Below are 19,913 nucleotides of genomic sequence, written 5' to 3'. Positions count from 1 at the left end.
CCAGTACAGCTGCTGCCCGTTGCGTACCACGTGAATCGCAAAAAACAATGCGATCAATATGTGAATGCCTATGCCAAAAATCGTCATGCTGCAACCTCGTTCGTGACGGGAGCGGCTGGCACCATGCCGTCGCTTTCCCTGGTGAGAATAGTACACCGGCCGCCGGCATGCTCCGCGCCGGATACGCCGTCGTTATGGCTCTCCCGCCGACCAGCCGCCGCCCATGGCGCGGTACAGGTCGACGGAAGCGACGAGGATGCGCGTCTTCAGCTGCAGCAGCCCGACGTCGGCGCTGTACAGGGTACGCTGGGCGTCGAGTTCTTCCAGGTACGATGCATAGCCGTTGCGGTAGCGGTTGTGCGCGATGCGCAGGGTGTCAGCCGCCGTGGCGCGGCGCGCGTCGTTTTCCACGGCTTGCTGCCGCAGGCGGTGGATGGCGCCCAGGCTGTTCTCCGTCTCGGCGAAGGCATTCCTCACCGCGTTTTCATACGCATACGCCAGCTGGTCGCGCTGGGCGCCCGCCACATCCGTCTGCGCCTGCACGCGGCCGCCGTCGAACAGCGGGCCGGCCGCCAGCGCCGTCAGGCGCCACAAGGCTTTCGGCGCATGCAGGAAATCGGTCAGCGTGGTGGCTTGCCCGCCGCCTGTCGCCGTCAGCTTGAACGACGGCAGCAGCTGGTCGCGCGTGGCGGCCAGGCTGGCATTGGCGGCCGCCAGATTGTGTTCCGCGCGCGCGATGTCGGGGCGCCGGCGCAGCAGTTCCGACGGCAGGCCGGCCGGCACGACGGGCGCGCTCAGCTGCGCCAGCGGCAGGCCGCGCGCGATGGCGCCGGGATTGCCGCCGACGAGGATGGCCAGCGCGTTTTCCTGCTCGAAGATCTGCCGCTGCAGCTGCGGCACCTGCTCGGCCGCCGCATGGTATTCCGATTGCGCCTGCAGCCATTCCAGGCGCGAGCTGTAGCCAACCTCGAACTGCTTGCGCGCCAGTTCGCGCGACTGTTCGCGCAGCTGCAGGGTCGATTGCGTCAGCGCCAGCTGCGCGTCGAGTCCCCGCAAATTCAGGTAGGCGGTGGCCACGCTCGCGGCGATCGACAGGGCCGCCGCATCGAGGCTGGCCTGCTCGGCGCGGTAGCTCTCGGCGGCCGCGTCGCTCAGATTGCCCAGCCGACCCCACACATCGATTTCATAGCTGGCCTGCAGCTCGGCCTGGAAGACATTCGTCACGTAGGGCACGCCGTTGTAGGCCAGCGTGCGCGTGCGCGTGGGCGAGCCGTCGAAGACCAGGCTGGGCGCGCGGTTCGCATCGGCCTGCGCCAGGCGCGCGCGGTACTCCTGCACGCGGGCCCGCGCCACGCGCAAGTCGCCGTTGCGCGCCAGCGCCTCGCCGACCAGGTTGCTCAGCACCGGGTCGCCAAAGGCGTGCCACCACAGCAGCTCGACATGCGCACCATCAGAGGTGGCAATGGGCACCGGCGCACCGGCGGCCTGCGCGCGCCAGCCGGATGGCAGCTGCAGGGTCGATGGGGGCTGCGGCGGCGCCTTGGCGGCGCAGCCGGCCAGCGCCAGCACGCCGGCCACGATTGCATGGCGGCGTTTCATGGCTTGGCTTTCGCCGGCGCCTTTTTCGGCGCTGCTGGCGGCGGCGCCGGGTTTTCCGCCGAGTCGTTCAGCACGGCGGAAGTATCGACGCTGACCACCACCGACATGCCGGGCACCAGGCGGCGCGCATTCGCCTGGCCCGGATCGATGCGGATGCGCACGGGAATGCGCTGGGCAATTTTGAGGTAATTGCCCGTCGCGTTATCGGCCGGCAGCACGGAAAACTCCGAGCCCGTGGCCGGCGAGATGCGCTCCACCTGTCCCGTCAGCACGGCGCCATCGAGGGCGTCGACGTGGAAAGTGGCGCTCTGCCCTTCCTGCACGCCGTTCATCTGCGTTTCCTTGAAATTGGCGATCACCCACATCTGGCGCGGCACCAGCGCCATCAGCTGCGCACCCGAATTCACGTACGCGCCCTGGCGCACCGTCACCTGGCCCAGCTGGCCATCGGATGGCGCCACGATGCGCGTGTTATCGAGGTCGATCTTCGCCGCCTTGACGGCCGCCTGCGCATTCGCCACGGCCGCTTCCAGCGCCTGCTTGTTGACCACCACGCTATGCACGCTTTGCTGGGCGATGTCGAGATTGGCCCTGGCCTGCGCCAGCGCGGCCGCCATCTGCGCCTGCGCCGCGCGTGACTGGTCGTGCTCGCGCTGCGACAGCGAACCGTCCGCCACCAGCTGCTCGACGCGGCCCAGGTCGGCGCTGGCCTTGCGCGCCTGCGCTTCCGCATTCGCCAGCGCCGCCTGGCTGACGGCAATGCCCGCCTGCGCGCTGGCCTTCTGCTGCGCCCAGTTCGACAGCGCCGCCTGCTGCGCGGCCAGTTGGGCCTGCGCCTGCTCGTAGCGCTGCTGGTAGATGCGGTCGTCGATGCGCACCAGCAGCTGGCCTTCCTTCACATCCATGAAATCCTGCACCGTCACGTCCACCACGTAGCCGGACAGCTGCGTGCCGATGATCGTCACCTGCCCGCGCACGGTGGCGTTTTCCGTCGTCACGATGGGACTGGTAAACGGCGGCAGGCGCCACGCATACAGCACGATCAACACGCCCACCAGGGCCACGGCGGCAAAGGCCAGCGCGGACAGCCACTGGTGGCGCCGGTCCGGCTGCGCCGCGGAAGGGGCGCTGGCCGCAGGCGCGGGCGTGGCGGCGGGCGACGCCGATGTGGCGGCGGGCGACGCCGGTGTGGCGGCGGGCGGCGGATTCTTATTTTCTGTCATTGCTCGGTTCCGAATTGGTAATGGGGACGATGGCCATGGCCGTTTGCGCGTCGCGCACCGGCCCCACCAGGCGCCGCGCGCCGATGGTGATGCGGGTCCAGAACTGGCTGACCAGCATCCAGACCAGGGTGGCGATGGCGACGCCGGCGATCATCAAAAAAACATCGTTATAGGCCAGCACATTGGCTTCGCGCGTGGCGATGGCGCCGAGCCGCGCCACGCCCTGGGCGCTGCGCAGGGCGGGATCGGCCAATACGCCGCCGTAGCTGGCCGCGCCCGACTGCACGCGCGCGGCCACCTGCGGGTCGAGCATGGTCAGGTGTTCGACCAGGTAGCTGGAATGGTATTTTTCGCGCGCCGTCTGGATGGTGCCGACGATGGCCGAACCGAGCAAGCCGCCCAGGTTCTGCGTCATGGTAAACATCACGGAAAAACTCACCAGGTTGCGCGGTTCGGCGATCACGGCCCCCATGCCGGCCACCATGGTGGGACCGAGGAAATACGTGCCGCCAAAGGCCAGCAGGAACTGGCTCAGGTACATGTTGACGGGCCGCGTCTGGCTGGTCGCATGCGCGTCGATCAGGGCACCAGCGGCGATCAGCAGCAGGGCGAACATCAGCGAGCGGTTCAGGGTCGCCGGATTGATCGTCAGCGCGCTGACCACCAGGCCCGCCACGCTGCCCAGCAGCACGACGACGAACAGGTTCTGCATCTGGTCCGTGTTCAGGCCCAGCGCCTGCAGGAAACCGACGGCACCCGTCGATTCGGACAGCACGATACGAAACAGCAGCACCGATAAAAACAGCTTGGCGATCTTGCCCGTGGTGAGCCAGCGCGTATTGAGCAGCGGGCGCGCGCGGTTATGCTCGATGGCCAGCGACGCGGCGATCAGCACGATGGAGCACGCCAAACACACGCCTACCCACTCGGCCTCCATCCACCAGGCCGTGCGTCCCTGCGCCAGCACGGCGCACAGCAGGGCCATGCCGGGCGCGAACAGGATGAAGGTGAGGAAGTCGAGCGGTTCGAAGGTCTGCATGCGGTCGCCGGGCGGCAATTTGAGGGCCAGCACGCAGCCCAGCGCCAGCAGGGCCAGCCCCAGCTCGAACAGGTACAGGCCATGCCACTCGCCGATCTGCAGCAGCTCGGAAGTAAAGATGCGCGCCAGCGGCAGCGCCAGCTGCGCAAAGCCCAGGCCCAGCACGACGCCCTTCAGCCGGTGCCTGGCGGGAAACGCCTGCAAGGTGTAGTACAGGCCCAGCACTCCCAGGGCGCCGCCCACCATGCCATGCGCGGCCCGCACGGCGATGGCCGACGACAGGCTGTTCGCATACAGGTGGGCGAACGTGACGAGCGCATACAGCACGAGGAAGAATTCGGTGAACAGGCGCAGGCCGAATTGCTGGCGGAATTTCACCAGCAGCAGATTCATGGAGACGATGGTCATCACGTAGGCGGCCGGCAGCCACTGCATCTGGTAGGCATAGGCGCCCAGCGAACCCTGCAGGTTGAGCAGGTTGGCCGTCACGAGGCCGTTGCCGAGTCCCCCCGTCAGCGCGACGATCAGGCCGACGATGAAATACGCGACGCGCTTGGGCGTCGGGTGTTCGGGCATCGATGGCGACCCGGGCAAGGTCGGGCGTTCGCCCGGCCCCCAGGTCCGAGGTGTGTACTTGTCCATGCGGTAATCGCGATCAGGTTTGCGGGAACGACTCAATGCTGTTGTTATGCAAACAGTTGCAAATGAGCAGTTCCAGTCAGCAGCATATCACCGCAGGCCGTTTTGCCTGGTTAAATTGATCGCGGGTGTTGCCAAGAAGAAAAATCAGGCTGCGATGCGGTGCACCGGCAGGAGCGGACCTGGCTGGCCCACCCCGCCCTGCGCCCGACCTGGCCCGCCCTTACACCTGCGGCGGGTCCGTCTCGCGCGCAAACGCCCGGTGCGCTGCCAGCGCCTTCTTGAAGCCCGCCACTGCTTTCACCACGTCGCCCGAAGGCACGACGATGATGGCCGGGTCGGGCTTGCCATCGGGCAAGGTGGTCGGCACGCCAGCCTTGTCCAGCAAGCCCCTGCCTGCGCCGATAGCCAGGAGCGGCTTGCAGTGGCGGTATTGCAGGCGCAGGAAGTCGAGCGCGTTGGCGTCGCCGCCCAGCTGCTGCACGGCGCCCTGGCCGTCAGGCACCACGACGGCGTCGAAGAGCACGGACGGTCCCGCCTCGAGCGAAATCTCGACGGCCAGCGGCGCGGCGCTGCTCGTGTCGACACGGCCCAGCTGGCTGCCCACCAGGCGCGGCACGGCGCCATCGGCCAGCAGCGCGGCATAGATGCTGCGCACCTGCGCGCCATCGCTGCCCGGCCCGACCAGGATGGCCACGCGCAGCGTGTGGATACCCGTCTTGCCGGGGCGGAACGTCAGCGACAGCGCCGGCGACGGCGGATACGTGGGCATCGGCTGCATCGAGGCGCGCGGCATGACCGGCGGCAGCGCCAGGCCCAGCGCATCGGCCAGGCGCTGCGCCAGGGTCTCGTCGACATTGCGCAGCATGCTCACCACGCGCTGGCGGATGGCCACCGTCTGCACCTTGCTCAGTTCGAAGCGGAACGCGTGCACGATATGGTCTTGCTCGACGGCCGTCTGGCTGATCCAGAACAGCCGTCCCTGCGCGTAATGCTCGGCGAATTTCTCGGGCTTGCCGCGCACCTTGTCGCCCTCGGTCGCGGCGGGAAAGCTGTTGAAGCCCTTGCTGCCGGCCTGGAACGGACAGCCGCCGGCCAGCGAATTGGGCTCGTACGCCACCCGCCCGCGGTTGATGGCCTGGCGGTGGATGCCGTCGCGCTGGTTGTTGTGCACGGACGCCAGCGGCGCATTGATGGGGAGCTCATGGAAGTTGGCGCCGCCCAGGCGCGTCAGCTGCGTATCGACGTACGAATGGATGCGCCCCTGCAGCAGCGGGTCGTTGGAAAAATCGATGCCGGGCACGATGTGCGCCGTGCAGAAGGCCACCTGCTCCGTCTCGGCAAAGAAATTATCGGGGTTGCGGTTCAAGACCATTTTCCCCACCGGGATCAACGGCACCAGCTCTTCGGGAATCAGCTTGGTCGGGTCGAGCACGTCGAAGGGGAATGCTTCGGCCTGCGCTTCCGTGAAGACCTGGAAGGACAGTTCATATTCGGGGTATTCGCCGCACTCGATGGCTTCCCACAGGTCGCGCCGGTGGAAGTCCGAATCGGCGCCGCTGAGCTTGACAGCCTCATCCCACACGAGCGAATGCGTGCCGGCCATGGGCGACCAGTGGAATTTACAGAAAACGGACTGGCCCTTGGCATTGACCAGGCGAAACGTATGCACGCCAAAACCCTGCATCATGCGGAAGCTGCGCGGGATGGCGCGGTCGGACATGACCCACATCAGCATGTGCGTGATTTCCGGCGACAGCGAGGCGAAATCCCAGAACGTGTCGTGCGCGCTGGCCGCCTGCGGGATGCCGTTGTGCGGCTCGGGCTTGACGGCGTGCACGAGGTCGGGGAATTTCATCGCATCCTGGATGAAGAAGACGGGAATGTTGTTGCCGACCAAATCCCAGTTGCCCTCGTCCGTATAAAACTTCACGGCGAAGCCGCGCACGTCGCGCGCCGTGTCGGTCGAACCGCGCTCGCCGGCCACCGTGGAAAACCGCACGAAAACGGGCGTGCGCTTGCCGGCCTTGGCGAACGGCGTGGCGCGCGTCAGCTTGCCTTGTTCCTTGTAGCATTCGAAGTAGCCATGGGCGGCCGAACCGCGCGCATGCACGACGCGTTCGGGGATGCGCTCATGGTCGAAATGCGTGAGCTTTTCGCGCAGGATGAAATCTTCCATCAGGGTGGGGCCGCGCAAGCCCGCCTTCAGCGAATTCTGGTTGTCGCCCACGGGCACGCCCTGGTTCGTCGTCAGCACGCAGCCGCTGTCGTCGGCGCGGGCGCGGTCCAGCGCCGCATTCTGCGCATTCGCGCCCAGTTCCGGCAAGCCGTCGCCCACCTTCGGCGACGGTGTCGTCTCGCCCGTGGTGCTGGCCGTGGCCAGCGGCTCCTCAACCGCGACGTGCACGCCCTCCTCCGGCGCATGCGCCGCCGCGCCGTACTGGCCCAGCACGTTGGGATTGTCGGGCATGGCGGCGGACAGGGCCTGCCCGGCGCCAGCCTTGTTCAGCAATGCCTGCGCGATGGGGTTGCTGCTGCCCAGGCTCAGTGGTGGATCGATTTCGGACGGCCCCGACATGCTGCTCAATACGGAACCGGCGCCATCCGTGGATGGCGATTTCTTATTGCTAGCCATGACATCTCCTGTGAGTATCTTGCCCACGAACATCACGCTGCAAGGCAGTCAAGGAAGGCACGAGCCAGCGCGCGTACAGGGGCAATCAAACATGGTGAAAAAGGGACACCGAACAAGCACCTGGAGCGCCTGTCCACGCTCCGTACAACCTTGTGCGCGTGGGCGCTGGCCCAGTCCGCCACAGTGGCGAAACGGGCCAGCGCCCACGACAAATACTCAGCAAGAATGCGTCAAACAACGGCAAGCGCTATTTACGCGAGCCCAGCAGCTTCGACAGGCCATAACCGGCCGCCATCGCCACCAGCAGGGATACGGCCGGGCGTTCGCGCACATAGCCGCGGCCCGTTTCACCGGCACGCTGGCAGGCGGCGCCCAGCTGCTTGCCGCGCGCCTTCAGGCGCTCGGACGCCTTGCCAACGGTGGCGCTGACCTGCTCGATGCGATCGCCCACCTGGTCCACGCTGTCGTGCGCGCGCGTGGCCACCTTGTCGATCAACGGCTGGGCCTGGTCTGCCACCTTGTCGATGCTGCGGTGCAAATCCTGGCGGGTATCCTGGGCGTTACCGTTCAGGTCGGAGCTGGCTTTTTCAATCGCGTTCATGATGGTTTCCTTTTAAGTATGAATAAAATCCAACCATGCTCGATACCGTGACCGAATCATGATTCTCCTCGCTTCCGGAGAAAAAGAAGCGATTAAACGCTGCCGGACTGAGCCATATCAAATACGGCATCAGCAGCACGCTGTTGCCACCACCTTAACCGCGCCGGCCACGCGCCACCGTGCGCTGCCACACCTTGAAGCGCAGACTTAAATTCCTGTCAGAAATAACCATCTCCAGCGGCCTCGCGAGGCTGGTGAAGATGGGATAGACGCTGCCGTGCATGCGCATCGGCCACCCTGCTTTTCCAGCAGGCATGCCACGTCTTGCCGGATGGCGTCATCGACACGCAATTTGCTGACTTGCCGGCGCAGCCGCGCGATTTCTTCCCGCAACTGCGGCTGACGCCTGGCGCCATATGGCATGGAAAACGCCCGGCAGCGGCCAGGCGTCGTGGGGCAAGAGCGATGGCCTATGCATGGTCCTTATCTGCAGACAACGCCAATCCCGCACAAATGTATGGATTTTTGCCAGGCTTTTACGCATAATATCGACAGGCAAAATCCATGCATATAGAAAAATGTCCCATTCGAAATCCATACAAGAAGACAGTCAAACCAGCGCGTGGACCACGCCGTTCGTGCAGCACGGCGGCCCGCGCTACCTGCAGATCGCCGACATGCTCGAACGCGCGCTGTCCGACGGCAGCCTGCGCCCCGGCGACCGCCTGCCGCCGCAGCGCCGCCTGGCAGCGCTGTTCCAGGTCGACCTGACGACGGTGACGCGCGCCTACGACGAGGCCAAGCGCAGGAATCTGCTGGAGGGACGGGGCGCGCGCGGCACCTACGTGGCCGCGCCGAAAGTGGAATTGACGCAGATGCTGGACCTGAGCATGAACATCCCGCCGCCGCCCGTCGGCGTGGATTTCGACGACCTGCTGAAACAGGGCGTGGCGCAGGTGCTGATGCGCACGGACAGCGATCTGCTGATGAGTTATCACCTGGGCGGCGGCGGCAAGGCCGACCGCGCGGCGGGCGCCGTCTGGCTGGCCCCCATGTTCGGCCAGGTCGATGCGGAACACGTGGTGGCGTGCCCCGGCGCGCAGGCGGCGCTGGCCGCGCTGATCCTGGCGCTGAGCCGTCCCGGCGACGCGATATTGACGGAGCCGGCCGTGTACCCCGGCCTGCGCTCGGCCGCGGGACAGCTGAACCGCAAGGTGATCGTCGTGGACACGGATGCGGACGGCATGCTGCCCGAGGCGCTGGAAAAAGCCTGCCGCAAGCACCGCGCGCGCCTCGTGTACCTGAACCCCACCCTGCAAAACCCCACGGCACGCACCATGCCGGCCGCGCGCCGCCTGGCCATCACGCAAGTGGCGCAGCGCTGCGGCATGCACATCATCGAGGACGACCCCTACTGGCTGCTGGCCTCCGACGCGCCGCCGCCGCTGGCCCTTTACGCGCCGGACCACGTGTCCTACATCGCCACCCTGTCGAAGTGCCTGGCGCCGGGCTTGCGCATGGCCTATGCACTGCTTCCCGACGCGCAGCTGCGCGAACGCTTCCTGCAGGCGCTGCGCTCATTCAGCTTGATGGCCACGCCATTGACGACAGCGCTGGCGACGCAATGGATACACGACGGCTCTGCGCGCAACCTGCTGGCCGGCGTGCGCAGCGAAGCCGATGCGCGCCAGGACGTAATCCGCACCATCCTGACGGGCAGCAGCCACGCGCGCAGCGACGGCATCCACGTATGGTTTTCGCTGCCCAGCTACTGGACCTCGCGCGAACTGGCCGCCACGGCCCGCGCCCAGGGCGTGGCCGTCACGGCCTCCGACGCCTTCTACGACAACGGCCCGCCGAACGCCATCCGCATCTCGCTGGGCAGCATCCGCGACCGCGCGCGCCTGGCCAACGCCCTCAAAAAACTGTCGCTGCTGCTGGCGCACAAGCCGGCCATGCGGCACGAGTTCGTGATTTAGCCCGCCAAGGCACCGTCGGCGCAGGCGGGCGACAGAAACGCGGGCGAAAAAAAACCCACCGTTTGCACGGTGGGTTTTTTTCTACTGCGAATACTTGGTGCCGTTGGCCGGAATCGAACTGGCGACCTTCACATTACGAATGTGCTGCTCTACCAACTGAGCTACAACGGCGAAGACCCACATTCTACAAACAATGCACAAAATTTGCTAGTGTCAATGCGATCTTTTTTCATTTTTTTTAGCGCCCCTGCCGCGGGCCGCCAAAAAACGGGGAAAAGTGCGGCTTTTACTCCGCGTGGTAAGCCGTCACGCGGGCCACTTCGTCTTTCGAGCCGAGGAAGACGGGCACGCGCTGGTGCAGCTTGTGCGGGGCGATGTCCATGATGCGCTGCTGGCCGTCGGTAGCGGCGCCGCCGGCCTGTTCGACGATGAAGGCCATCGGGTTCGCTTCATACATCAGGCGCAGCTTGCCCGGCATCGAGGTGTCGCGCAGGTCGGCCGGGTACATGAAGATGCCGCCGCGGTTCAGGATGCGGTGCACGTCGGCCACCATCGAGGCGATCCAGCGCATGTTGAAATTGGTGCCGCGCGGGCCCGTGTCGCCGGCCAGCAGTTCGTCGACATAACGCTTCACGGGCGGATGCCAGTGGCGCGCATTCGACATGTTGATGGCGAATTCCTTGGTCGTCGGCGGAATCTGCATATTGCTTTGCGTGAGCACCCACGAACCCATCTCGCGGTCCAGGGTGAAGCAGTTCACGCCATTGCCGAAGGTCAGCACCAGCATGGTTTGCGGGCCGTACACGGCGTAGCCGGCCGCCACTTGCTTGGCGCCCGCCTGCATGAAATCCTGCTCCGTCGGCTCGCCCATGCCGTCCGGCGCCTTCAGCACGGAGAAGATGGTGCCGATCGAGACGTTGACGTCGATGTTCGACGACCCGTCCAATGGGTCGAACAGCAGCATGTATTCGCCTTTCGGATAGCGGTTCGGAATCGGATGGATCGACTCCATCTCTTCCGACGCCATGGCCGCCAGGTGGCCGCCCCACTCATTCGCCTCAAGCAAAATCTCGTTGGAGATGATGTCGAGCTTTTTCTGCACTTCGCCCTGCACGTTTTCCGTATCGGCCGTGCCCAGCACCTCGCCCAGCGCGCCCTTGCTGACGGCGTGGCTGATGGTTTTACAGGCGCGCGCGACGACTTCGATCAGCAGGCGCAGTTCGGCCGGAATGCTGTTGTTCGAGCGTTGCTCTTCAACCAGGTATTGCGTAAGACTGATGCGTTTCATGAATTCCCTTTTGTTTTAATGGTATTTCTTTGCTTAAGCCAGGATAACAGCCGGGGGCAGACGGGGACGCCGGGCCCCGGCGGGCCTGCCCCCAAAATTAATTCGCCAATGCCTTGGACACGACTTCCATCACGTCGTTCGACAAGCTGGCCTGGCCCGCCACCTTTTCCAGCGCGTCGCGCATGTGGCTTTGCAGGGCCGGCACGTAACGGCGCCAGCGGTCCATCGAGCGCGCCAGGCGCGCGGCCACCTGCGGATTCAGGGCGTCGAGCGCGATGACCTGCTCGGCCCAGAAGGCGTAGCCGCTGCCGTCAGCCGCATGGAACTGCGATGGATTGGCGTTGGTGAAATTGAAAATCAGGCTGCGCGCGCGGTTCGGGTTCTTCAAGGTGAAAGCCGGATGCGTCATCAGCTGGCGCACGGCCTGCACGTCGGTCGATGGTGCGGCCGCCTGCATGGCGAACCATTTGTCGACCACCAGCGCCTCGCTCTCGAAGTCGCCATAGAAACTGGCCAGCGCCGCCTGCGCATGCGAGGGCGAACCGGAATGAATCAGGGCACCCAGGGCGGCGGCGCGGTCCGTCATGTTGCCGGCGCTGTCGAACTGCTGCTGCGCCAGGGCCAGTTCCGCTTCGCCCGGGGCGATCAGCAGATAGGACAGGGCCAGGTTCTTCAGCGCGCGCTTGCCGGCCGACAGGGCGTCGGGACTGTATTCGCCCGGCGTCTGGTTGGCGTGATATTGCGCCAGCAATTCGGGCTTCAGGGCCGCGGCGATGGTGCGGCGCATGAACTGGCGCGCCGCGTGGATCGCCTGCGGATCGACTTGCGCCATGCGCTCGGCGATGATGGTTTCCGACGGCAGGATCAGGGCCAGTTCGCGGAAGGCGGCATCGAGCGTTTCGTCGGCCAGCAAGGCGCGCTGCGCTTCGATGAAGGTGTCGTCCAGCGCCAGCGTTTCGCCGGCGGCCACGGCCTCGGTGAGTTTCAGCAGGCGCTCCATGGCCAGGCGCTGGCCCGCCTCCCAGCGGTTGACGGCGTCGCTGTCGTGGCGGAACAGGTGCAGCAGTTCGGCATCGGTATAGCCGTACTCCAGCACCACGGGCGCGGAAAAATCGCGCAGCAGCGACGGCACGGGGACTTCCTTCACGTTCGTGAAGCGGAAGGTTTGCGACGCCTCGGTCAGTTCCAGCACGACGCTGGTGGCGCCGTCCGACGCCACGCCGTCCACATGCAGCGGCAGGTCGCGGCCATCCGCGCCCAGCAAGCCGACGCTGACGGGAATATGGAAAGGCAGCTTTTTCGGCTGGCCCGGCGTGGCGGGGCAGCTTTGCGCCAGGGTCAGCTCGAACGTCTGGCTGGCGGCGTCGTAGCGCGTGGACGCTTTCAGCACCGGCGTGCCGGCCTGGCTGTACCAGCGCTCGAATTGCGTGAAATCGCGGCCATTCGCGTCCGCCATGGCGGCGCGGAAGTCGTCGCACTGCACGGCCTGGCCATCGTGGCGTTCAAAGTACAGGTCCATGCCCTTGCGAAAAGCCTCGCGGCCCACGAGGGTCTGGTACATGCGCACCACTTCGGCGCCTTTTTCGTAGATCGTGACCGTATAAAAGTTATTGATCTCGACGAAGGAATCGGGACGCACGGGATGCGCCATCGGACCCGCGTCTTCAGGGAACTGCGCCTGGCGCAGGGTACGCACCTGGTCGATGCGCGTGACGGCGCGGCCCGTGTCCGTGCCGATCATGTCGGCCGAAAATTCCTGGTCGCGGAACACCGTCAGGCCTTCCTTCAGCGACAGCTGGAACCAGTCGCGGCACGTGACGCGGTTGCCGGTCCAGTTATGGAAGTATTCATGGCCGACCACCGCCTCGATGCCCGCGTAGTCGACGTCCGTCGCCACGCGCGGATTGGCCAGCACATATTTGGTATTGAAGATGTTCAGACCCTTGTTTTCCATGGCGCCCATGTTGAAGTCGCCCACGGCAACGATCATGAAGCGGTCCAGATCCAGCTCCAGGCCGAAGCGTTCCTCGTCCCAGCGGATGGAATTCTTCAGCGACTGCATGGCGTAATCGGTCTTGTCGAGGTTGCCGTCTTCCACCCACACCTGCAGCAGCACTTCGCGGCCGGACTGCAAGGTGTAGCGTTCCTCCTGGCACACCAGGCGCGCCGCCACCAGCGCGAACAGGTAGGACGGCTTCTTGAACGGGTCTTCCCACTTGGCGTAATGGCGGCCATCGCCGAGGTCGCCCTCTTCGATCAGGTTGCCGTTCGACAGCAACACCGGATATTTTTCCTTGTCGGCGCGCAACATGACCGTGTACCTGGCCATCACGTCGGGACGGTCCGGGAAGAAGGTAATGCGGCGGAAGCCTTCCGCTTCGCACTGCGTGAAGAAATTATGGTTCGACACATACAGGCCGGAGAGCGACGTATTGTCTTGCGGCGCCAGCAGCGTTTCGATATCGAGCAGCACCTCGTCCGGTGCCTTCGGGATGGTCAGCATGCTGGCCGTCAATTTGTACTGCGACGGCTTCAATACCTTGCCATTCAGGCGCACCATCACCAGTTCGATGTGTTCACCGTGCAATTCGATGCTGCGGCTGCTGCTGGCCGGATTGTGGCGCATGCGGATCCGGCTCGCCACCACTGTGCGGGCGGGATCGAGATCGAAACCAAGTTCGACGCTGTCGACCAGGAAGCTGGGCGGCGTGTAATCTTTGCGGTAAATCGTCTGAGGGCTGTCTGTGCGCATAGGGATTTGGGTGGGAGCGGAGGCAAAAGCCTATTTTACCAACACCAGGCCCGGAACGGACCGATTCACCGGCCATTTGCAGCGATTCATATCAGGGAATGTGGGATTCCCTTACACGCCGACATGCTCGGTAACATTCTGTAATAATGCATGGAAACAAATGGAACTATTCTTATAATACTAAGCGATGAATTGCGCCTGCCAACAATGAGTTGCAGCTAATCATTAAGAACACTAAGGAGATCATGCAATGAAACGATATCTCACCATCATGATGGCCGCATTGACCGTGTTGCTCACCGGATGCGCCACCACCATACGCAGCGACGTCACGGCCTTCCACGAATGGCCCGCGCAGCTGCAGGACAAATCGTATGTCTTCGAGGCGCCAGCGGCGGAAAGCGACACGCTGGAATACCGCAGCTACCAGAACCTCGTGCGCGCGGAACTGGCCAAACACGGCTTCGGCGAGGCCTCCGGACCTGCGGCGGCCAACTTGCGCGTGTCGATGGATTTTTCGACGGTCGACTACCCTGAGCGCGTGCTGCAGGCGTCCGACCCATTCTGGTATGGCCCCGGCTACTGGCCCGGCCGCTACGGCTACCGCTACGGCGCATGGCCAGGCTATGGCCGCTTTGGCTATAACCCCTACTGGTATGGCCCGATGGAAGTGGAAGAAAGCGTGCGCCATAAATACGAACGCGAATTGCGCGTGACGATCAATGACCGCACCGGCAAGAAACTGTATGACGTGACCGTGCAATCGACCAGCAACAAGCGCGCCACGTCGCAAGTGATGCCCGCCATGGTGGCCAGCGCCTTTGCCGATTTCCCCGGCCAGAGCGGCGTGCCGCGCAAGGTCGAAGTCAAGGTTGAATAACGGCGCGCGGCCAGTATCCGATGCGCCAAAAAAACCGGCTTGTGCAGCAATGCGCAAGCCGGTTTTTTCATGCCTACGAATAGTAGGCTTCGGCCGACAGGGTAATGGCGCCGATCAGGGCCACGGCAAGCACCAGCACGATCAGCAGGCGGCCGAACTTCGGCGCGCCGTCGTTTCCGCTGTCGCCGCTCATGGCACGATGATGGTCGAACCGGTCGTCTTGCGCCCCTCCAGGTCCGCATGCGCCTGGGCGATATGGGCCAGGCTGTAGCGCTGGTTAATCTCGATCTTCACTTCGCCGCTGCTGACGACGCCGAACAGCGAAGCGGCCATCTCTTCCAGGTTCGTGCGGTTCGAGGCATAGCTGAACAGGGCTGGGCGCGTGATGAACAGCGATCCGCGCGACGCCAGTTCGGACAGGGTAAACGCCGGCACGGGGCCGGAAGCATTGCCGAAGCTGACCATCATGCCCAGCGGCGCCAGGCAGTCGAGCGAGCCCGTAAACGTGTCCTTGCCGATGGAATCGTAGACCACGGAGACGCCCTTGCCGCCCGTGATCTCGCGCACGCGCTCGACGAAGTTTTCCGTGTTGTAGTTGATGACGTGGGCCGCGCCATGGGCCTTGGCCAGGGCCACCTTGTCATCGGAACCGGCCGTGCCGATCAGGTTCACGCCCAGCACCTTCGCCCACTGGCAGGCGATCAGGCCCACGCCGCCGGCGGCCGCGTGGAACAGCACCGTGTCGCCCGCCTTCAGGGCCACCGTGCGGTGGAACAGGTATTGCACCGTCAAGCCCTGCAGCATCATGGCCGCCGCCGTATCGAAGGCGATGCGCTCGGGCAGCACCAGCAGCAAAGCCGCCGGCAGGTTGCGCTGCTGCGCATAGGCGCCATTGATGCGCGCCGCGTACGCCACGCGGTCGCCGACCTTCACTTCCGTGACGCCCTCGCCCACCGCCTCGACGATGCCCGCGCCCTCGACGCCCAGGCCATTGGGCAGCGGCTGCGGGTACAGGCCCGTGCGGAAATACACATCGATGAAATTGAGGCCGATGGCTTCGTGCTTGACGCGCGCCTCGCCCGGACCGGGCGGCGGCAGCTCCACATCCACATATTCCATCACTTCCGGACCGCCCACGCGCTGTACGCGGATGGCCTTGGTGGTAATCGTTGCGCTCACAATATGCTCCTTGGAAAGAAGAATGGGGAAAACGTCAGGCTGCCGCGCCGGCCCGCGCCTGCAGCTGCGACAGCACCAGGTGCGCCGACGACAGATTCGTCGCGCACGCCACGTTGTGCACGTCGCAGGCGCGCACCAGGGCGTTGATGTCCGGCTCGTGCGGCTGCGGCGTCATCGGGTCGCGCAGGAAGATCACGCAATCGATCAAGCCCTCCACCAGCAGCGAGCCGATCTGCAAGTCGCCGCCGAACGGCCCCGAGTGCTTGCGCTCGACCGCCAGGCCCAGCTCGTTGATCAGGCGGCCGCCCGTGGTGCCCGTGGCCGACAGTTCGCAGCCTTTCAAAAAGTCCAGGTATTCGCCCGCCAGGGTAATCATGTCATCTTTTTTCTTGTCGTGGGCAATCAGGGCGATGCGTGTTTTCATGGTGAGGACGTTTTCAGTGGGTGGAGGAATTATTTCTTTTTCGACAGCAAGTAAATACCGGCCAAGACCAGGCTGGTGCCGGCCAGTTGCCAGTTGGTGATCGGTTCATCGAGGATCATGGCGCCCAGGAACAGGGTCGACACGGGACCGATCATGCCGGCCTGCGAGGCGACGGGTGCGCCGATGCGCTCGACGGCGATCATCGTCATGAAGACCGGCATCACCGTGCAAAAGATACCGTTCAGCAGGGACAAGCCATACACGGGCATCGGCTGGATCAGCAGCTCGACGGGCCGCAGGATGAAGAATTGAACGATGCAGGCAAAGCTGGCCACGCACATCGCGTAGGAAACGAGCCGCATCGAGCCGATGCGCTTGACCAGCTCGCCGGAACCGAGCAGGTACACGGCATACGAACAGGCCGAACCCAGCACCAGGGTCGAACCGAGCGCCACGTTGCTGGCGCCGCCCTGCAAGTCATGCACGAACACCAGCACGATGCCGCAATACGAGGTGAGCAGGGCCAGCCACTGCATGCGGCTGATGGTCTGCTTGAAATACACGGTGGTAATCAGCAGCACGAAAGTCGGCGTGAGGAACAGGATCAGCCGCTCCAGACCGACGGAAATGTATTGCAGCCCCAAGAAATCGAGATAGCTGGACAGGTAGTAGCCGACGAGACCCAGCCCGACGAGGCGCCAGCGGTCGCTGCCCGACAGCGGCGGCTCCGTGCGCATCTTCCAGTACGCGATGACGGCGAACACGGGCAGCGAAAAGATCATCCTGAAGGCGATCAGGGTGACGGCGTCGATCTGGTAGCGGTACAGCAGCTTGGCGACGATGGCCTTGGTGGAAAACAGCACCGCCCCACCCACGGCGATGGCCAGGCCACCGAGGTAGACGGAACGGGGAAGTGTTGCGGGGGATGCTTGCGGGGAACTGGAGCTCATCTCCAGATTGTAAGGCAAAAGTGAAAGGCGGCTGATAAGCCCAGCGGCAAAAACCGGGGCCGGCCCTGAGGGTCCGCCCCCGGCCCTTGCCTTTTGGGTGAAAGCGCAGGCCGGCCTTTACGACACCACCACCGCCGCCGTCCCCGCCGTCACGCTGGCCGTCGTCACGCGCGCAATCACGTTCGACGGCGCGCTGCCGCCGACGAGCTTGTTGACTTGCTTGAACTGCGCCACCAGCTTGCCCGGCGTCAGGGTCACCACCGTGTAGCCCTGCGCATCCGTGTTCAAATGCTTGATCCACGGATTGTTGCCCAGGCCGGACAATTGTTGCGCCAGGCCCAGCAAAGTCGTGTTGAAGTCGGCGCTCGCTTTCAAGCCAGCCTGCACGGCGGCGACCGTGCCGTCCAGCTGGGCTTCCGGCACGCCCTTGGCGGCCAGGGCGCCGCGCAACTGCACGCGCAACTGTTCCAGCAGGCTGTCGACGGTGGGCGCCGCCTTGCCCATGGTGTAGTCGAGCAGGTTGATGTCGAGATTGACCGTGCCCAGGCCCGTGACGGGGATGGCCAGCGGATAGCTGACGAGGGTGCCGACATCGCCCATCGTGCCGGCCGCCGACTTCAGGTAGCTGAAGAAGGAATCGGAGCTGACGCCGGCCGACACCAGGTCCACCATCACGGGCGTGCCGCCGCCGGCCGCGTCGAAATCGTCGCTGACCGTGCCGGCAAAGAAGGAGTGGATGTCGCCCGTAATCGCCACCACGTTGCCGATGGCATTCGTCTTCAGGTGGGCCATCAGGTTCTTGCGCTCGCTGTTGTAGCCATCCCACTGGTCGCAATTGAGCAAAAAGCGCGTGAAGAACGGCGCCAGCGCCGCCTGCTGGCCCGAGGCGACGACAAAGCTCGACGCGGCCTTGTTGGCCAGCACGTCGGGCTTGATCCAGCCGAAGGCGATCACTTGCGCGGCGGCGGCCGGCGTGGCGCTGTTGTAGGCCGCCACCGTGATGCCGGCCTGGGCCGCGCTCAAGCCGGCGCCCACGGCTGCCGCGCCCTGCGCGCTGGCGTTGGCAGCCGCGCCGGCGATCGCCATGGCCGCGGCCTGGGCCACGGTTTGCGAGGCGCCCGCCGTCGAGGCCGCCACGATGGCGGACGCCAGCGGGACGCTGCCGCCCACCAGCGGCAAGGTACTGGCGATGGCCTTGCCCACCGTCGACATGGCGCTCAGCGCCACCAGGGTGGCGATGGCATCCGTGCCATTCAAGCCCATGCGCAGCAAGGACACTTCATTGCCCCACAGCTTCCAGGTGGACGTGGCCGCCTTCATCTTGCCCTTCCACCAGTCGCGCTGGGTGCTGCCCAGCATGCCGACGGCCGCCAGCGGATCGGCGCCGGCTTTCGTGGCGGCGGCCATCTTCTGCCCTTCCACGCTGTCGAACAGCGCTTGCGGCACCAGATAGCGGCTGCCGATGCTGCCCAGCGGCTTGCCCGTGGCGGGATTGATGGTCGATTCGGCAATCGCGTGGTCGGCGCGGTACAGGCGCTCGTCCGTCATCACCAGCTGCATCAGTTTGCCGAACTGGAAATCGCGGTAGATCTGGATATTCTGGAACGTCGTGGCGGCGGCGTCGAACGTGACATCGGCCGGCATGTATTCGAACCACGCCTGGTTGGCGCTGCGGCGGCGGGCCGGCTGGTGCAGGTCGCTGCCATCCGCCGCCACGATGCCCTCGTAGGTGGAAGCATCCTGCCAGGCGTCGTCCGTGAATTCGTGGTCGTCCCAGATGGCGATGAAGGCGAAGCGCTCGTGCACGGCTTGCAGGCGCGCATCGGTGCGGTATTTCTTGTACAGGTAGCGGTAATCGGCCACCGTGGTCGCATATTTCGCGCCCGCGTTGCCGCTCTTGAATGTGCCGTCCGGCAATTTCAGCTGGTCGTGGCGGTTTTCCACGGCGCCGCTCTGGAACGCCTCGCCCACCGTTTCATAGATGTAGTCGCCCAGGTGGACGATGAAGTCGAGCGTTTCGTTGGCGGCGATGTGCGACAGCGCGCCCCAGTGGTTGATGCTCCAGTCCTGGCACGTCAGGTAGGCGAACTGCAGCTGGCTGACGTCGGCCGTGGCGGCGGGCGCCGTCTTGAAGCGGCCCACGTTCGAGCGCACGTCGCCGGCGATGAACTGGTAAAAGTACACCTGCCCCGGCTGCAAGCCCGTCACCTTGTGGCGCAGGGTATTGTCGAAATCGGCCTTCAACGGCAACTTGGCGTCGACGATGGGCGTGCCCGCCAGGGCCGTGTTGCCGCCCAGCGCGGCCGTATTGTCGGCCGCGCTGACGATCAGGCGCACGGCGACGTCGGACTTGCCGGCCACGGCGGGCGCGACGGCATCGAAACTGGCTGGCACGACGCGCGTCCACAGCATGGCGCTGTCCGGGCGCGGATCGCCGGAAGCCACGCTTTGCGGGAATTTCCAGTCGCTGCCCGAAGCCAGCGGCACGCCAGGGTCGCTGTAATCGCTGCTGCCGCAGGCGGCGAGGCCGACGGTGGCCACCGACACGGTAATAAAGCCACCCAATTTCAGAAATTGCCGCCTGTCCATTTGATTTGCCATGATGTCGCGCCCTCAGCTATGGTGAAAGCGCGTCACTTTAGCAACAGATTATGTCCGCTTGATGACGGGGCCATGCCGCTTCGCAGGGGGCCGATATGCTAAAATGTCGGCCACAATTGAACAC

At 64.9% G+C, this 19,913-nt stretch carries 13 protein-coding genes and 1 tRNA gene; 2 read left to right on the top strand and 12 right to left on the bottom strand.

Features of this window, described 5'->3' with window-relative positions:
* Positions 1-192: 192 nt before the first annotated feature.
* The 5 genes from O0880_RS03555 to O0880_RS03535 form a co-directional block, all read right to left on the bottom strand.
* Positions 193-1,599 (bottom strand): efflux transporter outer membrane subunit, encoded by a 1,407-nt coding sequence (locus tag O0880_RS03555; protein ID WP_289885106.1) that lies wholly within the window; start codon positions 1,597-1,599, stop codon positions 193-195.
* On the bottom strand, positions 1,596-2,822 hold the full coding sequence (locus O0880_RS03550; protein WP_289885105.1) for an HlyD family secretion protein: 1,227 nt from the start codon (positions 2,820-2,822) through the stop codon (positions 1,596-1,598). The genes O0880_RS03555 and O0880_RS03550 overlap by 4 nt, the downstream gene beginning before the upstream one ends.
* The gene (locus O0880_RS03545) at positions 2,809-4,503 is read right to left on the bottom strand and encodes an MFS transporter (RefSeq protein WP_289885103.1); all 1,695 of its coding nucleotides are present in this window, start codon (positions 4,501-4,503) and stop codon (positions 2,809-2,811) included. The genes O0880_RS03550 and O0880_RS03545 overlap by 14 nt, the downstream gene beginning before the upstream one ends.
* 220 nt (positions 4,504-4,723) lie before the next feature.
* The gene (locus O0880_RS03540) at positions 4,724-7,135 is read right to left on the bottom strand and encodes a catalase (RefSeq protein WP_289885100.1); all 2,412 of its coding nucleotides are present in this window, start codon (positions 7,133-7,135) and stop codon (positions 4,724-4,726) included.
* A 247-nt stretch (positions 7,136-7,382) separates the two neighbouring features.
* Positions 7,383-7,736: a hypothetical protein gene (locus O0880_RS03535; protein ID WP_071322206.1), complete on the bottom strand. Its 354-nt coding sequence runs from the start codon at positions 7,734-7,736 to the stop codon at positions 7,383-7,385.
* Between the two features lie 578 nt (positions 7,737-8,314).
* Here O0880_RS03535 and O0880_RS03530 point away from each other — a divergent pair.
* Positions 8,315-9,715 carry a PLP-dependent aminotransferase family protein gene (locus O0880_RS03530; protein ID WP_289885098.1) on the top strand — a complete coding sequence of 467 codons (1,401 nt, stop codon included), beginning with the start codon at positions 8,315-8,317 and terminating at the stop codon, positions 9,713-9,715.
* A 95-nt stretch (positions 9,716-9,810) separates the two neighbouring features.
* Here the strand turns inward: O0880_RS03530 and O0880_RS03525 are convergent.
* The 3 genes from O0880_RS03525 to pepN all read right to left on the bottom strand — a co-directional run bounded on the left by O0880_RS03525 (position 9,811) and on the right by pepN (position 13,755).
* A tRNA-Thr gene (locus O0880_RS03525) sits at positions 9,811-9,886 on the bottom strand.
* A 115-nt stretch (positions 9,887-10,001) separates the two neighbouring features.
* Positions 10,002-11,003 carry a class 1 fructose-bisphosphatase gene (locus O0880_RS03520; RefSeq protein ID WP_071322204.1) on the bottom strand — a complete coding sequence of 334 codons (1,002 nt, stop codon included), beginning with the start codon at positions 11,001-11,003 and terminating at the stop codon, positions 10,002-10,004.
* A 97-nt stretch (positions 11,004-11,100) separates the two neighbouring features.
* A complete protein-coding gene (pepN, locus tag O0880_RS03515; protein ID WP_289885097.1) occupies positions 11,101-13,755 on the bottom strand; it encodes an aminopeptidase N in 2,655 nt (884 codons plus the stop codon).
* Between the two features lie 250 nt (positions 13,756-14,005).
* Here pepN and O0880_RS03510 point away from each other — a divergent pair, with 250 nt between their 5' ends.
* Positions 14,006-14,635, top strand: coding sequence for a DUF4136 domain-containing protein (locus O0880_RS03510; RefSeq protein ID WP_071322202.1), 630 nt, complete (start codon positions 14,006-14,008; stop codon positions 14,633-14,635).
* A gap of 189 nt (positions 14,636-14,824) precedes the next feature.
* Here O0880_RS03510 and O0880_RS03505 read toward each other — a convergent pair whose 3' ends face one another.
* The 4 genes from O0880_RS03505 to O0880_RS03490 all read right to left on the bottom strand — a co-directional run bounded on the left by O0880_RS03505 (position 14,825) and on the right by O0880_RS03490 (position 19,789).
* The gene (locus tag O0880_RS03505) at positions 14,825-15,754 is read right to left on the bottom strand and encodes a quinone oxidoreductase (protein ID WP_289887282.1); all 930 of its coding nucleotides are present in this window, start codon (positions 15,752-15,754) and stop codon (positions 14,825-14,827) included.
* 94 nt (positions 15,755-15,848) lie between these two features.
* A complete protein-coding gene (locus O0880_RS03500; RefSeq protein WP_151096861.1) occupies positions 15,849-16,238 on the bottom strand; it encodes a methylglyoxal synthase in 390 nt (129 codons plus the stop codon).
* A gap of 29 nt (positions 16,239-16,267) precedes the next feature.
* The gene (locus O0880_RS03495; RefSeq protein ID WP_289885093.1) at positions 16,268-17,188 is read right to left on the bottom strand and encodes an EamA family transporter; all 921 of its coding nucleotides are present in this window, start codon (positions 17,186-17,188) and stop codon (positions 16,268-16,270) included.
* A 117-nt stretch (positions 17,189-17,305) separates the two neighbouring features.
* Positions 17,306-19,789, bottom strand: coding sequence for an alkaline phosphatase D family protein (locus tag O0880_RS03490; protein WP_289885091.1), 2,484 nt, complete (start codon positions 19,787-19,789; stop codon positions 17,306-17,308).
* Positions 19,790-19,913 lie beyond the last annotated feature (124 nt).

Origin of the sequence: Janthinobacterium sp. SUN118 (assembly GCF_030397695.1) — a bacterium.
In the GTDB taxonomy this organism is placed as follows: Bacteria; Pseudomonadota; Gammaproteobacteria; order Burkholderiales; family Burkholderiaceae_D; genus Janthinobacterium.
The sequence above is the reverse complement of the archived record's forward strand: the minus strand, read 5'-3'. Positions and strand labels throughout refer to the sequence as shown.

Coding starts and splice junctions, on each gene's coding strand:
- O0880_RS03555 (WP_289885106.1), bottom strand. CDS start 1,599: ATGAAACGCCGCCATGCAATCGTGGCCGGCGTGCTGGCGCTGGCCGGC.
- O0880_RS03510 (WP_071322202.1), top strand. CDS start 14,006: ATGAAACGATATCTCACCATCATGATGGCCGCATTGACCGTGTTGCTC.
- O0880_RS03530 (WP_289885098.1), top strand. CDS start 8,315: ATGTCCCATTCGAAATCCATACAAGAAGACAGTCAAACCAGCGCGTGG.
- O0880_RS03490 (WP_289885091.1), bottom strand. CDS start 19,789: ATGGCAAATCAAATGGACAGGCGGCAATTTCTGAAATTGGGTGGCTTT.
- O0880_RS03550 (WP_289885105.1), bottom strand. CDS start 2,822: ATGACAGAAAATAAGAATCCGCCGCCCGCCGCCACACCGGCGTCGCCC.
- O0880_RS03500 (WP_151096861.1), bottom strand. CDS start 16,238: ATGAAAACACGCATCGCCCTGATTGCCCACGACAAGAAAAAAGATGAC.
- O0880_RS03535 (WP_071322206.1), bottom strand. CDS start 7,736: ATGAACGCGATTGAAAAAGCCAGCTCCGACCTGAACGGTAACGCCCAG.
- O0880_RS03520 (WP_071322204.1), bottom strand. CDS start 11,003: ATGAAACGCATCAGTCTTACGCAATACCTGGTTGAAGAGCAACGCTCG.
- O0880_RS03505 (WP_289887282.1), bottom strand. CDS start 15,754: ATGGAATATGTGGATGTGGAGCTGCCGCCGCCCGGTCCGGGCGAGGCG.
- O0880_RS03495 (WP_289885093.1), bottom strand. CDS start 17,188: ATGAGCTCCAGTTCCCCGCAAGCATCCCCCGCAACACTTCCCCGTTCC.
- O0880_RS03540 (WP_289885100.1), bottom strand. CDS start 7,135: ATGGCTAGCAATAAGAAATCGCCATCCACGGATGGCGCCGGTTCCGTA.
- pepN (WP_289885097.1), bottom strand. CDS start 13,755: ATGCGCACAGACAGCCCTCAGACGATTTACCGCAAAGATTACACGCCG.
- O0880_RS03545 (WP_289885103.1), bottom strand. CDS start 4,503: ATGGACAAGTACACACCTCGGACCTGGGGGCCGGGCGAACGCCCGACC.